The following is a 13,488-nucleotide window of genomic DNA, read 5'->3' as shown; positions in this document are numbered from 1 at the left end:
ACGCCGTGGTCCGGAGCAGGTTCTGGCGCTGCTCCGGACCACGGCGGCTCGGCTAATCGGCGGCTCGGCGGCTCAGCCGGGCCAGGTGCCCGTCACGCGGCGGGTGGCGACGGCGCCCGAGCGGTCGACCGCCGCCTTGACCACGGCGAAGATCGCGCCCTGGAGAGCGGCGGCGATCAGCACCTCCTGCCACGAGCGTTCCTCGTCCGTCGCGTTGGGGGCGTCGCCCTCGCCCTCCACGATCTTCCAGACCTGCTTGAAGGCGGCACCCGCGATCATGCCGCTGACCGCGCCCAGGGCCAGCCCGACCGGCTTGTAGGCGATCTTCGCGGCGTTCATCGGCGCCTGCGGCTGCGCCGGATCAGCAGGATCACGACGAGAGCCGCGCCGGCGGCGAGCAGCGGCCCCCGCTGGGAGCGGGCCACCGCCGCGCCCCGGCCCGCCGTGTCGAGTACGGGGTCCAGCACCGGGTCCGGGGTCTTGTCCTTGACCAGCTGCGCGGCCTGCTGGGCCTTCGTACGGATCTGATCGGCGACCAGAGCGGTCTTCTGCGCGGCCTGTTCCTTCACCGCGGCCGTCTTCTCCTTCGCCCGTGCCTTCACGTCGGCCTTGCCCGCCAGCGCCTCGACGGTCTCGCCGAGCTCGTCACGGGTGCGCTCGACCTGCTCGCGCAGCTCTTCGGGGGTGGGGGTGCCGATATGGGTGTGCGCGTCGTCCGTCATCGGTGTGCCTTCTCCTTGATCTCGGCCAGATCGGCCTTCACGCTGTCGATGGTCTGCTCGGGGGCGGGACTGCCCGCCTCCGCGAACTGTTTCTTTCCCGCCGCCCCCGCGACCGCGGCGGCGACGGCCAGCACCGCCGTGACGATGAGGGCCGAAGCCCACACCGGCAGCACCAGTGCGAGAGCGGCGATGCAGGTCGCGACCAGGGCCTGCGCCGCCAGGATCGCGATCAGGCCCGCCGTGCCGACCAGTCCGCCCCCCTTCCCGAAGCGCTTCCCCTTCTCGGTCATCTCGGCCCGGGCCAGCTGCATCTCCTCGCGCACCAGTTCCGAGATCTGCTGGGAAGCGCGCGAGACCAGCACGCTCACAGACTCATCGGTGCCGCGGGTCTCTTGTCCTGCCGTGCTCATGACGTGTCACCCTTCCTTCGTCCTCGACCTCGTCCTCGTCCGCTTCTACGTGTCCTGCCCGCTGCGGTCACCTGTACCGCGGCTACCCAGCATTCGGGCGGACACCCGCCGGGCGCCCCGGCGCTTCGCCGCTGCCTGCGGCGGCCGTCACCGCTCCATGCGGTGGCGGTCCTCGTCACTCCACGCGCGGGTGTCGCGGGGCCGGACGTACGGCTCCTCGTACTCGGGCATCCCGCCGGCGATCGCGCGCTGCCGGGCCATCTCGGCGTCGAACTCCAGCCCGAGGAGGATCGCCAGGTTGGTGATCCACAGCCAGACCAGGAAGACGATCACACCGGCGACCGTGCCGTACGTCTTGTTGTAGGAGGCGAAGTTGGCCACGTAGAAGGCGAATCCGGCGGAGGCGACCAGCCAGATCACCACGGCCAGGAAACAGCCCGGCGTCACCCACGCGAACCCGCGGCCCTTGGCGTTCGGCGCCGCCCAGTACAGCAGCGCGATCATGACCGTGACGAGGAGCACCAGGACCGGCCACTTCGCGAACGACCACACGGTGAGGGCGCTGTCCCCGATCCCCAGGGCCTGGCCCGCCTCCCGGGCCAGGCCTCCGGTGAACACGACGATCAGCGCGCTGGCACACGCGAGGACCATCAGGGTCACGGTGAGCGCCAGGCGCAGCGGCAGCACCTTCCACACGGGCCGGCCCTCGGGGACGTCGTAGACGGCGTTCGCGGCGCGGATGAACGCGGCGATGTAGCCGGAGGCGGACCACAGGGCCACGACGAGGCCGACGACCGCCAGCAGCGATCCGACGCCGCTGCGGCCCTGGACCTGCTGCACGGCGTCGCTGATCACGTCCCTGGCGGAGCCCGGGGCCAGCTTCCGTACGGTGTCCAGCACCTGTGCGGTCGCCGACTCGCCGGCGATGCCCAGCAGGGAGACGAGCACCAGCAGGGCGGGAAAGACCGCGAGCACGCCGTAGTACGTCAGGGCGGCGGCGCGGTCGCCGAGCTCGTCGGCGCTGAACTCCTTGACCGTCCCCCGCAGCACGGCCCGCCAGGAGCGCGCGGGCAACTCCTTGAGCTGGTCGGGGGCCCGGTCCTCGACCTGCGCGTCCGGCCCCACCCCGGCCGCCGGCCCGTCGTCGGCTCGGTCACGGTCGCTTCCACGGTTTTGCTTCGGTGGGAGTGTCATACCCTGCGGCTTTCCAGCCTCGCGCCGGTCATGTCCGTACGGAGCGACGGAAACGTGCGGGGGGTGCGGAAATCGCGGACGTCCGGCGTAATGGACGGACGGCAACAGGGCTGGCATCGGGGAGAGGGGGGAGCGCGCGATGGGAGCGACCCTCCTCGCCGCGGCGATCGTGGTCGCGGCCCTGGTCGTCAAGACGGCCCTCGACGAATTCCGGGAGCCCGGCTCCGGCCGGCGCCAGTGGCTGTTCCCCACCGACCCCCGCGCCGTCTCGGCCGGGGCGGTCACCGCCCTCGTACTCGGTCCGCTGGGGTGGTGGCAGGCGGGCGGCGAGGGCGTCGTATGGGCGGTGCTCGCCGCGGTCCTCGCCGCGTTCGCCGTGGGCCAGGGCCGCCGGCCCCTCTGAGCCCGGCCCCGCGCGCGGCCCCGCCCCCGCGCGCCCGGCTGTCATTTCGCGGCGGCGCGGGCCCGCCTCCGCTCACGGCGGGCCGCTCGCCGCCGGGGGCCCGACGCGTGCCACGTGCGGACGAGGAAGGCCGCCGCGGAGGCCGCGAAGAGCGCAGCCGTGATCAGCAGCCAGCGCGGCAGGAACCCGTCGGCCGGGAGCGCCGTGGCGGCGGTGTAGCCGCCGACCTGGCGCAGCACGAGCGGCCACCAGACCAGCAGCAGGAGCCCCGAGACGAACGCCGGAACCCGTACGTAGTTGACGCCGGGCCTCGGCGGTCCCGCGTCCGCGTCCGAGTCGGCCCCGGAGCTCCCCCGGAACAGGCGCTGCACCGCCCGGTCGGTCAGCGAGTACGAGGGCAGGAGCACGAGGTCGTGGAGGAGCGCGGCACCGACGAACCACAGGGCCACGCCCAGGGTGTCCCCTTCGAGCAGGCGCACGCCCGCGTAGGCGGCGAGGGCGAAGGAGGCGAGGACGAGGAGCAGGTGGAGCGGGGAGGCTCCGTAGCGGCGCCGGAAGGCGCCCGTGCCGCCGGTGCCGCCGGTGCCGCCCGTGCCGCCCGTGCCGCCCGTGCCGCTCATGCCGGTTCCCCGAAGGTGAGGCGGGTGACCCATTTGGTGTTGTGCACGCCGGGGGCGCCGGGGACGATGACGCGGGCCGGGTAGCCGTGGTCGGGCGAGAGGACGGCCCCGTTGACGCGCACGGCCAGCAGTGAGCGGTGGTCACGCACCTGGTTGTCCCTCAGGACGACGGAACTGAACGATCCGCCCCGCTGCACCGATTCCACCAGGGCCCGCGGGGTGTCCGTGCCCTGTCCGACCAGGGCCGCCAGGGCGGTGAGCCGTACGCCGCTCCACAGCTGGTCCGGCGTCGACCAGCCCTCCACGCAGGCGATGGGCAGGGCGGCTTCGTGCTGCTCCATGGCCAGCAGTTCCGCGCGGGTCAGGACGACCTGACGGCCCGCCGCGCGTACGGTCAGCCGCCAGTCCGCCCCGATGTCGCTCGGCCGGATCCCGACGGACGCCGCGGTCTTGTTGATCTGGAAGCCGTTGGGCCCGGAACCGGGGTCCCGGCCGTGCGGGGCGAGCAGCGCGGTCCGGCGCCACCAGCCGCCCACGCTCTGCCCCGCCGTCACCACGAACAGCGCCAGGGAACCGAGCCCGACCATGCCGAGGGCGCCCCGGCGGGAGATGGTCGGGGCGGCCGGCCGCGGCGAGACCAGTCCGGCCGCCTCCGCCGTACCCGCCGCCGGCTGCGCGGCTCCGGCCCGGACAGCCCGCAGCGCCCGGGGCAGCCGCGAGGCCACGTGCACGACGAAGGCGCCGATGAACACCCAGGCCCCGTAGAAGTGCAGGACGTAGAACGAGCCCGGGAAGACGTAGTGCAGCTGGACGTTGAGGATGCCGGTGGCGAACTCGAAGCCGGCGCCGCCCACCAGCAGGAGCAGCGACAGGCGCTCGATGCCGTGGCTGTCGGACCGCACGGGCGGCCACTCGAAGAGCTTGGGGATGACCGACCAGAGCTTGGCCAGCAGCACGGGGACGAGGACGACGCCAAGGATCACGTGCACGCCCTGCGTCAGCCGGTAGAGCCAGTGCGGCGAGGTGGGCCAGGAGAAGAGGTAGAAGCCGAGCCATCCCTTGCCGGGCGTCTGGTCGTTGACCGGCGCCAGATCCGGGTTGTACGCCGCGTACGAGAGCAGGCCCGTGAGGAACAGCAGCGTGACGCCGGCCAGCAGGACGAGCCCCAGTACGGCCGTCAGCCACGGCCCGCGCAGCGGGCTGCGCCAGAATTCCGGGCGCGCCGGCCCCGGCGGCGGGCCGGTCGCCGCGGCGGAACGCAGCAGACCGCGTACCCGCTCGACCGGACGCGGCGTGTTCCCACCCTCGGGCGCACCCACCGGGACACCTCCATACACAGCAGGCTCATCGGACATCTTTCGCTGAGGAGAACATGCCGCACCCGGATACCCCCCGCCCCCGCGACACGCGCCATGGCGGGGGCGGCGAGAACGCACCCGAGCGGACTGGCTGGAACTGTGCGTAGCCGCCCACCCTATGGGCAACGAAATCCGCACCTGACGGCCCGTTCGGCCATCGATTCTTAAGTTACTTGCGGGTTGCGCCAATATAAATAGCGGTCACCACTTGCGGAACCCAGGGTTCCTTCGACAGTATCGGCCGCGTTCCGCCTCGTCGCCCGGACGCGTACCGGTAATCCCGTGCCGTCTCACCCCGGTGTGTGCCGCCTGATCCTCGCGGCCGACCGTTTGCGCCTTCCCGAGGCCTTTCCCCCGCGCCGCCCCCCTGTGGTGGGGCGCGCGCTCTTCTCATTCACCTACCTCGAAGGCAAGGCAGAGATGGCACCGCAGTCCCCGCGCCGAAGAAGTCCCCTCGCCAAGCACCCCGTGGACGAGGTCCTCCCCCTCTCCCAGCTCTCGCTCTACGGCTTCCAGCACGTCCTGGCGTTCTACGCCGGCGCGGTCCTCGTACCGATCATCCTGGGCAACAGCCTCGGCCTCTCGCCCCGGGAGCTCGTCTACCTGATCAACGCCGACCTGTTCACGGCCGGCATCGCCACGATCATCCAGGCCTGGGGCTTCTGGCGGATCGGCGCCCGGCTCCCGCTCGTCCAGGGCGCGACGTTCACCGCCGTCTCCCCCATGATCGCCATAGGCCAGGGCGCGGGCGGCGGCACCGCCGGGCTGCTGGTGGTCTACGGAGCGGTCATCACCGGCGGCGTGGCCACCTTCCTGTTCGCCCCCTTCGTCGGACGGCTCTCCGCGTACTTCCCGCCGATCGTCACCGGCACGCTCCTGACCGTCATCGGCATCACGCTCATCCCGGTGGCCCTCCAGGACGTCGGCGGCGGCTCCGACCTCGTGGGCCGGCCCGGCTACGGGGACCCCGCCCACCTCGGCTACGCCGCCGGGACCCTGGCGGTGATCCTGCTGGTGACCCGGTTCGGCGGTCCCTTCCTGCGCAGCATCGCGGTACTGCTCGGGCTGGTCGGCGGTACGGTGGCCGCCTGGCTGCTGGGCGACGCCGGTCTCGACGGGGTCGCGCAGGCGGACTGGATCGGCGTCAGCACCCCGTTCCACTACGGGGTGCCGGAGTTCTCCGTCTTCCCCATGCTGGCGATGGTCGTCGTCATGATGATCACGATGGTGGAGACCACCGGGGACGTGTACGCCATGGGCGAGATCACCGGGCGCGACGTGGACGGCGAGACGGTCGGCCGGGCCCTGCGCGCCGACGGCGTCGCGACCGTGCTCGGCGGGGTGTTCAACTCCTTCCCCTACGTCGCCTTCGCGGAGAACATCGGCCTCGTCCGGATCTCCCGGGTGACCAGCCGGTTCGTGGTCGTCGCGGCGGGCGTCTTCATGGTCCTGCTGGGGCTGGTCCCCAAGGCCGGGGCGGTGGTGGCTTCGGTCCCGCACCCGGTGCTGGGCGGCGCGGCCGTCGCGATGTTCGGCATGGTCGCCACGGTCGGCGTGCAGATCCTCGCCAAGGTCGACCTGAAGGAGGAGCGCAACGCGCTGATCCTGGCGCTGAGTCTGGGCGCGGCCATGCTGCCGACCACGGTGCAGCCGCTGTTCGAGCGGATGCCGACCGAGGTGCGGGCGGTGCTGGGCAGCGGCATCACGCTCGGCAGCCTCACGGCGGTCCTGCTGAACCTGTTCTTCCACGCCTTCGCCGACCGCCGGGACCGGGAGGACATCGACTGGGACGGCCTCGCCGACGCGGACGCCGCGGCGGCGGGTCCCCGGAGCGGCCCGGACGGCTCGGAGGGCTGGAACCCGTGGGCGACCGGGCCGGAGGCCGGGGCGGCGACCGGGCCGGAGGCCGGGACGGGCGGCGGCCGGAGCAGGCCGGACCGGGCCGGCGGCCAGGACGACTGGGCGGGCTGGGAGGGGCCGGAAGGAGGCACCAGCTGGACGGCCGAGCCCGCCCGCTGATCCGCCCCCTCGCCGCGCGGAGGCCACGGTCCCCGCGCGGCCACCCCCCTGAGGTGATGCGCCGTGTCCAGACTCCCCTTCTCCCCCTCCGAGGCGAAGGCCGCCCGCCTCCGCGCCGGTATGACACCCTCCCAGGTCGTGGCCTCCATGGCCCAGTTGGGCATGCACCGCCCGCCCGAAGCGGTCCACGCCTGGGAGTCCGGGGGCGTGGCTCCGACCGAGACCGAACTCTTCGCCCTGGCCGACGCGTTGTGGTGCCCGGTGCCGGTGCTGATGGGCCGGCCGCCGGGCACCCTGTACGAGCACCGGCTGGCGAGGCAGTTCACCGCCGAGCGGCTCGCCGAGCGCGCCGGCGTGGACCCGTACACGTACGCCCGGGCCGAGACGGGGCACGACTGGTCCGGCACCGACCACCAGACCCTGCTGCTGGCCGACGCGCTCGGCCTGCGCCCGGAGGAACTGCTGGAGGTGATCGACCGGGCCGGTGAGTTCTCCGACCTCCTCCAGCAGGCGGTCGAGGGCCGCTGGAAGGCGTACGTCGCACCGCTCGCGGACCTCGCCCGCGCCGACGAGCGACGGGTCGCGCACGCACTGCGGACCCTGCACCGGGAGTACTCGGGGTTCAACGAGCGGTACATGGGCCACCTCGTCGCCCGCAGTGGCGACGCCCGCCTCAAGGAGATCGCCGTCGAGCGCGCCCACTGGCTGGCGGAGCTGCCGGAGCGGTTCGGCTACCTGACGGGCCGCGGCTGACGGCGGTGTTAGGTTGTGCGGCGGCCCGGCGCGGGCGGCTCCCCTCGTCGCACGGATGGGCTGACCACATGAACCTGCCACCGATGCCCGGTCCCGCCGCCGACGGGCCGGGGATCCCGGCGCCCGGACGCGGCGCCTGGCTGCGGCGCGGCATCAGCCGCGACGGCGGGCCCCTGGTGGAGGACCGCGAGGTGGTGTGGCTGCAGGCGGGCCCGTACTACGCCGACAGCCGGGGCTTCGCGGGCATCACGTCCTTCGACGGCTCTCTCGTACGCTTCCACCACCTGGAGGGCGAGCCCGGTGAGGACACCGGCGCCCTGCGGTGGGAAGGCGCGCACCTCGTCGAACGGGGCACCAACACCGACGGCAGCACGTTCCTGGAGGTCTGGACCCCGCTGCCGGACGCGGACGGCGACACCGGCTGCTGGGCCGGTCCGGGCTACCGCGTGGTCCGGGTGGGCCGGCACGTCGTGCACGTCGACACCCGCGCGGGCACGTACTGGCGCACGTGACGCACCCCGCCGCCGCCCGCCGCCGCCCGGCGCCGCCCGCCGCCGCCCGTCGGGGCCGGGGCGCGCCGGCCGACGGGGGGCGGATCGTCATTTAAGATTCAAGGCGGCCGTGGGGCCGTGGGCCGTCGACGTGTGCGACGGCCGCGGAGCGGTCAGGCCCGCCGGCCGGCGCGAGCGGCCCGCGTCAGGACCTCGGTCCGGACGGGGGCACATGACGTCGAGCATGAAGATCCCCGGGAATCGCGCCACCACCGGCGCGTGTCTCAGTGGTGTGGGACGCCCAGGCCACCCACCCACGCACAGAAGACCCCCAGGGAGAAGTGAGGAATGCCAGTGATCTGCGTCGGAGGCATGATCGGGATCGGCAAGACGAGCGTCGCCGAACTGCTCGCCAAGGAGCTCGGCAGCGAGGTCTTCTACGAGAGCGTGGACGACAACCCGATCCTTCCGCTCTTCTACACGGCGAGCCCCGAAGAGATCCAGGCGAAGCGCTACCCCTTCCTGCTCCAGCTCTACTTCCTCCAGACGCGGTTCGCCGCGATCAAGGAGGCGTACAAGCAGGGCGACAACGTCCTCGACCGGTCCATCTACGAGGACTGGTACTTCGCCAAGGTCAACCACGACCTGGGCCGGATCAGCTCCCTCGAAATGCGGGTGTACGAGGGACTGCTGAGCGAGATGATGCGCGAGATCGACGGCCTGCCGTACCGCAAGGCACCCGATCTCATGGTCTACCTCAAGGCGGACTTCGAGACGGTGCTGCACCGCATCGGACTCCGGGGCCGCGATTTCGAACAGGACGAGAGCCTCATCGCGTACTACCGGACGCTGTGGTCCGGCTATGACGCATGGGTCCACGAGCACTACTCGGCGAGCGAGGTCCTCGTCATCGACATGAACCGGACCGACGTGGTGCACGACCCCGAGGACGCCGCCCGGGTCGTACGGGAGGTCAAGGACGCCCTCGCGGCGTCGCGCCTGAGCCGGTGAGGTGAACCTGTCCGCCGGATGGCGGCGGGGCGGGCGACAGCGGTGGCAGTGCGCCGGGGCCCGTCCGAGGCTCCTTCCCCGGGACGTCGTGCACGAGGAAGGGGCCGCAGCCCATGCCGCATGCCAACGAGGAGGGCGTCGCCGCGCGCCCCATCGATACGGTGGATGAGCGCCGCAGCCGTGCCGGCCGGCTGCGGACCGTGATCAGACGGACCAATCTGCTGCCGGCCTTCCTGGTGCTCACGGCCATGATGGTGGCCCTGTGGCTGATGGGTATGCCATTCCTCGAAGCCCTGACGATTTCCACCGGAGTGAAAATCGCCATGGGCCTCCTCGAATTCCGTCGGGAAATTCGACCATAAGACAATCACTTCTTTTCCGGCGGCAAAAAACACCCTGGTTATCCCCCTTTCCTTTGCAGTAGCTTGAGGAGCCGTAGACGTTCCTAAAAGGGTGGGGATCGATGGACGGCACTGCGCCAATGGACATGTCCGCGACGAGCGGAACGTCCGGCATCACCGAACGGTCCGCCGCAGCGGCTTTCCCTCCCTTTCCGCCGACCGCGCCGCCCCCCGTGCTGACCAGCGCGACGAGGGAAATGCTCAAGGCGACCCTGGTCCAGCTGGAAGCCCCGCCGCCGTCCACCGGACAGGCCCTGCTGAAGTCCGCGTTCGCCCGTCGGCTCGCCCTTTCCGGAGCGGAGCTGGAGGCGGTCCGGGCCCGGTTGAGCGGTGCGGAGCGGGCCGGTGCCCGTACGGGCGACGGTCAGGCGGAGCCGGTGCCCGATGAGGTCTTCGACCTGCTCGGCGCCGCTACCCCGGCCCCCGCGGCCCTCGGCGGTCCGGCTGCCGCTCCCCTCCCCCCTCCCCCGGCGAGCGCCTTCACGGCGGTGCCGATGGCAGCCCTCACGGCGGTCGGAAACGCCCTGATCGAGGTCCGCCGGGCCGCCGCCGCGACGCCCGGCGCGGACCGGGCGGAGTCCGAACTGGCCCTGCGCACGGCGGTGGTGGCGACCAGGTCCCTGGAGGCCAACGCGGTCGCGCCGAACATCGGCTGGATCAACCTGGAGCGCATGGAGATGGCTCCCGCCGGCCTGGAGCGGGGCGAGCTCATCGCGACCATCCCCCTCGCGCCGCTGGAGGAGACCGCCGTCACGCACAAAGAATGGTCGGTGCAGACCAAGGAGTTCAGCTCCATCGTGACCGACTCGCTGGAGAACACCAGTGAGACCGGTGTCACGGACAACACGGAGCTCGCCCAGTCCACCTCCTCCCAGGCGCAGCACTCCAACCAGTTCAACGTCACCGGCACCGTGCGCGGCGGCATCCCCGTCATCTCCGGTTCGGCCAGCTCCAGTTTCACCGCTCAGGACTCCACGTCCCAGTCGGCGACGGAGAGCACCAAGCACGCCACCGAACTCACCAAGAAGGCCTCGTCGCGCGCGAAGCAGGAACACAAGGTCACGATCTCCACCACCACCGTCACCGGCAGCTCCGAGGCCTCCACGCGCACGCTGCGCAACGCCAGCCAGACCGATGCGGTCCGGATCGACTACTTCAGTCTGATGCGGAAATGGCGCGTCCGGCTGTACCGCTACGGCTTGCGGCTGACCTATGACCTCGTGGTGGCGGAGCCGGGGGCCGCGCTGCGCAAGTCCTACAAGGAGCTCGAAGCCCTCAGGAGGCAGATCGGCCCCTTCCAGTTCGACGTCCCGCACGCGGAGATCACCGACGCGATCCTCACCGCGCAGCACGAGACGCAGCCCCACCACCTGGTCCTGGCCGAGCGGTACGGGGCGGTGGTGCCCGATCCGCCCCAGCCGCCGTCGCCGCCCCAGTTCAGCGTGGACGCCCCGGACTCCGACGAGGCCCGCATCTTCACCCCCGAACCGCTGGAGATTCCCGACGGTTACCGGATCAAGTCCCTGTACCTCTGGTTCAGCTCGGCGAGCCGGTCCGGGAACGAGTACAAGTACCGCCTGGAGGTGCTGGGCAGCTCGTATTCGATGACCGAGGCGTACGGCGACCACGGGCCCATCGACCTGACCCTGCCGCAGTGGGGCGGCTTCCAGCTGCACGCGACCGGCAAGGTGCCCATCTCCTTCCGCCTGGGGTACAACCGCCACACCTCCCTCAAGGTGGTCGCGCAGGTCGAGGAGATCCCCGTCGGCGGGGAGCCGGCCCCGGGCACGGCGCCGGCGAACACCCGCGTCAGGGAGAGGTGGCAGGCGGCCGTCTGGAACGCCCTGCGGGACGCCGCGCAGAACCAGTACTACTCGCAGCAGCAGGACGTGGCCGCGCGGATCTCCGCCCTGGAGGAACGGATCAACAACGTCGACACCCTCACGCTGCGCCGTGAGGAGAGCGACGAGGTCATGAAGGGCGTCCTGCGGGCCCTGCTCGGCCCGGGTTTCGACTTCATGCCCCAGGAGGTCATCGACCTCTTCGTCTCCGCGGGCGTCGATCTGGAGCACGGCATCGGGTTCGACGGGAACTCCCTCGGCTGGAGCGCGGCCGACTGGGCCGTCTTCCGCCGGCACGAGTCCGACGTCCGGTTCCTCAACCAGGCGATCGAGTGGGAGAACGTCGTCACGTTCCTGTACTCGTACTTCTGGGACGTGCCCCCGAGCTGGGACTTCGTCCGGCAGATCCAGCATGCCGACGCCAACCGGCAGGCCTTCCTGCGGTCCGGCTGCGCGCGGGTGGTCCTGACGGTGCGCAAGGGCTGGGAGCAGGAGTGGGTGAAGTTCGTGGAGGGCGGCTTCCACCACCAGGATCCGCCGCCGAGCCAGCCCCCGCCGTACTACCTGAGCATCGCCAGGGAAGTGGCGGCGTACGACGACCGCAACTATCCGGGCATCCCGCCCGCCAACCCGGGGCGCTCCGCCGTGCGGCTGGAGGACGCCGTCTACACCACCTGCGCGACACCGCTGGTACCGAACCCCAGCGACCCGCGCGGTCCCGTGACCATCAAGGTCGAGTCGGCCGCCGGGTTCCTCGTCGGTGCGACGGTGGTCATCGACGTGGCCGACGAGCGGGGGCTCCAGGAGTCCCAGAGCATCGTGGCGGTCAACGCGGACCGCGGCCAGATCGTCGTGGGCATGCTGAGCCAACCCCATTCGCCGTCGCCCAGCGCGATCCCGGTCCTCCAGCCGGGAACCAAGGGGGCGCTCATCGCGGAGTGGAACGAGTACACCCCGTCGTCCGGGACGGACATCGCCGTCACCTCCAACCTCGGCTCGATCGCGTAGGGGGGGGCCGTGCCCGTCGACGAACTGAGCGAGGAGACCCGCTGCGAGCTGCTGGGCGAGCGGGATCCCAAACTGCTCACCGGGTGGGAGTGGATCGCCGCCGAGGTCTGGGTCCGCTACCACTTCGAGCGGTACGTGGCGGAGCTGCCGGGCTCCACCCATGTGACGCACCAGCTGGACCGGCTCCAGGAGGTCTTCGACCTCATCGCCGGTCAGGAGAAGGGCCAGGGCGGCCGGCCCCCGATGTCCGGCGGGGAAGCCGCGTCGTACAAGAGGCTCAGCTTCCAGCCCAGCGATCCGGTGCTCCAGATGGCCCTGCGGGTGCTGGGCGAGGACTTCCGCAACCCCATCTCGCCGTCCAAGGTCCTGGAGCTCAAGAAGCTGCTGGATCCCGCCGCGAAGACTCCGGCGGGCGTACTGATCGAGGCCGTGCGCAGGCTCACCCCCGGCGGTCTGCTCAAACCGGACATGCTCGGGCTCCAGTCCTACAGCGGGGAGCTCACGATGGAGGAGGTGGAGGTCGGCACCCGGCAGGGCGGCCTCGAAACGTACAAGGAGCTCCAGAGCAAGGTGTCCATCCTGGAGGACCCCTGCGCCGTCCGGATGCGCCTGGAACTGGCGCGCATGCAGCGCTCCTTGCAGGTCAGCGCCCGGGCCAGCACGTGGCGGCTGCATCCCGCGCTGATGCTGCTGCCGCTCCCCCTGCACATCGACAGCGCGACCGGCAAGGGAGTGGTGTCCGACTGGATCTGCTTCTGGCCCACCAACCGGGCCAGGTTCCAGGAGCATCCGCGGCCGGAGACCGGCCGCCCGGGCTATGACGGGCTGGTCCTCTACCACGTGCACCGGGCGGAGTTCGACAGCTCGCTGATCCCGAAGAGCGTGAAGGAGCGGATCAACCGGGCGGTACGGGAGTGGGAGCGCAAGCAGCGCGCGCCGGGCCCGACGCTCGTGCCGGAACTGGTCACGGTGATGCAGGCCGACCGGCGGCTCTTCACGGAGGACGGCGAGCTGTTCGTCTTCGGCATCGGCGCGGCGGCCCTGCTGGCCATCTTCGTCTGGGTGGCCGTCGAGGCGGGGGTGATCGCGGGGCTGGCCGCCGCGGGCCGGGTCGGGCTGTCCGCGCTGGCGGCCACGCCCTCGGTGCTCTCGAAGGGGGTCGTGCAGATGGCGGACTTCTGCCGGGACTTCCTGCCGGTGGCCACCCAGCTGGCATTCCTCGCCCGGACCCCGGCCAGGGCCGCGACCGCCCACTGA

14 protein-coding genes are annotated in these 13,488 nt (G+C 71.7%); 8 read left to right on the top strand and 6 right to left on the bottom strand.

All coding sequences use genetic code 11. The annotated features are described in order from the left end of the window. Positions 1-72: 72 nt before the first annotated feature. The 4 genes from ACFYYT_RS03335 to ACFYYT_RS03320 form a co-directional block, all read right to left on the bottom strand. The gene (locus ACFYYT_RS03335) at positions 73-339 is read right to left on the bottom strand and encodes a DUF4235 domain-containing protein (RefSeq protein WP_351829208.1); all 267 of its coding nucleotides are present in this window, start codon (positions 337-339) and stop codon (positions 73-75) included. Beyond that, a complete protein-coding gene (locus ACFYYT_RS03330) occupies positions 336-722 on the bottom strand; it encodes a DUF3618 domain-containing protein (protein ID WP_351829205.1) in 387 nt (128 codons plus the stop codon). The genes ACFYYT_RS03335 and ACFYYT_RS03330 overlap by 4 nt, the downstream gene beginning before the upstream one ends. Next, a complete protein-coding gene (locus ACFYYT_RS03325) occupies positions 719-1,132 on the bottom strand; it encodes a phage holin family protein (RefSeq protein WP_351829203.1) in 414 nt (137 codons plus the stop codon). Before ACFYYT_RS03325 ends, ACFYYT_RS03330 begins: the two co-directional genes overlap by 4 nt. Positions 1,133-1,279: 147 nt before the next feature. After that, positions 1,280-2,326, bottom strand: a complete 1,047-nt coding sequence (locus tag ACFYYT_RS03320; RefSeq protein ID WP_351829200.1) for a YihY/virulence factor BrkB family protein — start codon at positions 2,324-2,326, stop codon at positions 1,280-1,282. Positions 2,327-2,465: 139 nt separating this feature from the next. Here ACFYYT_RS03320 and ACFYYT_RS03315 point away from each other — a divergent pair, with 139 nt between their 5' ends. Continuing rightward, positions 2,466-2,729, top strand: a complete 264-nt coding sequence (locus tag ACFYYT_RS03315) for a hypothetical protein (RefSeq protein WP_351829199.1) — start codon at positions 2,466-2,468, stop codon at positions 2,727-2,729. A gap of 41 nt (positions 2,730-2,770) precedes the next feature. Here ACFYYT_RS03315 and ACFYYT_RS03310 read toward each other — a convergent pair whose 3' ends face one another. After that, on the bottom strand, positions 2,771-3,349 hold the full coding sequence (locus ACFYYT_RS03310) for a hypothetical protein (protein ID WP_351829197.1): 579 nt from the start codon (positions 3,347-3,349) through the stop codon (positions 2,771-2,773). After that, entirely contained in the window at positions 3,346-4,668 is a 1,323-nt protein-coding gene (locus tag ACFYYT_RS03305) for a molybdopterin-dependent oxidoreductase (RefSeq protein WP_388606837.1), read from the bottom strand. The genes ACFYYT_RS03310 and ACFYYT_RS03305 overlap by 4 nt, the downstream gene beginning before the upstream one ends. Positions 4,669-5,127: 459 nt before the next feature. On the opposite strand from ACFYYT_RS03305, the gene ACFYYT_RS03300 reads away from it, so the two are divergent. From ACFYYT_RS03300 to ACFYYT_RS03270, 7 genes are all read left to right on the top strand, one after another. Further along, positions 5,128-6,726 (top strand): nucleobase:cation symporter-2 family protein, encoded by a 1,599-nt coding sequence (locus ACFYYT_RS03300; protein ID WP_351829194.1) that lies wholly within the window; start codon positions 5,128-5,130, stop codon positions 6,724-6,726. A 63-nt stretch (positions 6,727-6,789) separates the two neighbouring features. Beyond that, positions 6,790-7,479 (top strand): helix-turn-helix transcriptional regulator, encoded by a 690-nt coding sequence (locus ACFYYT_RS03295; protein ID WP_351829191.1) that lies wholly within the window; start codon positions 6,790-6,792, stop codon positions 7,477-7,479. Between the two features lie 68 nt (positions 7,480-7,547). Further along, positions 7,548-7,991 (top strand): hypothetical protein, encoded by a 444-nt coding sequence (locus ACFYYT_RS03290; RefSeq protein WP_351829189.1) that lies wholly within the window; start codon positions 7,548-7,550, stop codon positions 7,989-7,991. Positions 7,992-8,318: 327 nt separating this feature from the next. After that, on the top strand, positions 8,319-8,981 hold the full coding sequence (locus tag ACFYYT_RS03285) for a deoxynucleoside kinase (protein ID WP_351817281.1): 663 nt from the start codon (positions 8,319-8,321) through the stop codon (positions 8,979-8,981). Between the two features lie 113 nt (positions 8,982-9,094). Continuing rightward, complete coding sequence (locus tag ACFYYT_RS03280) at positions 9,095-9,343, top strand: hypothetical protein (RefSeq protein WP_351817278.1); 249 nt, start codon at positions 9,095-9,097, stop codon at positions 9,341-9,343. Positions 9,344-9,579: 236 nt separating this feature from the next. Further along, entirely contained in the window at positions 9,580-12,231 is a 2,652-nt protein-coding gene (locus ACFYYT_RS03275; protein ID WP_351817276.1) for a hypothetical protein, read from the top strand. 9 nt (positions 12,232-12,240) lie between these two features. Further along, entirely contained in the window at positions 12,241-13,488 is a 1,248-nt protein-coding gene (locus ACFYYT_RS03270) for a hypothetical protein (protein WP_351817273.1), read from the top strand.

The sequence above is a fragment of the Streptomyces sp. NPDC002032 genome (assembly GCF_042890765.1).
GTDB lineage: Bacteria > Actinomycetota > Actinomycetes > Streptomycetales > Streptomycetaceae > Streptomyces.
Note: the sequence above shows the minus strand (reverse complement) of the source record. Positions and strands in the feature narration are given on the sequence as shown.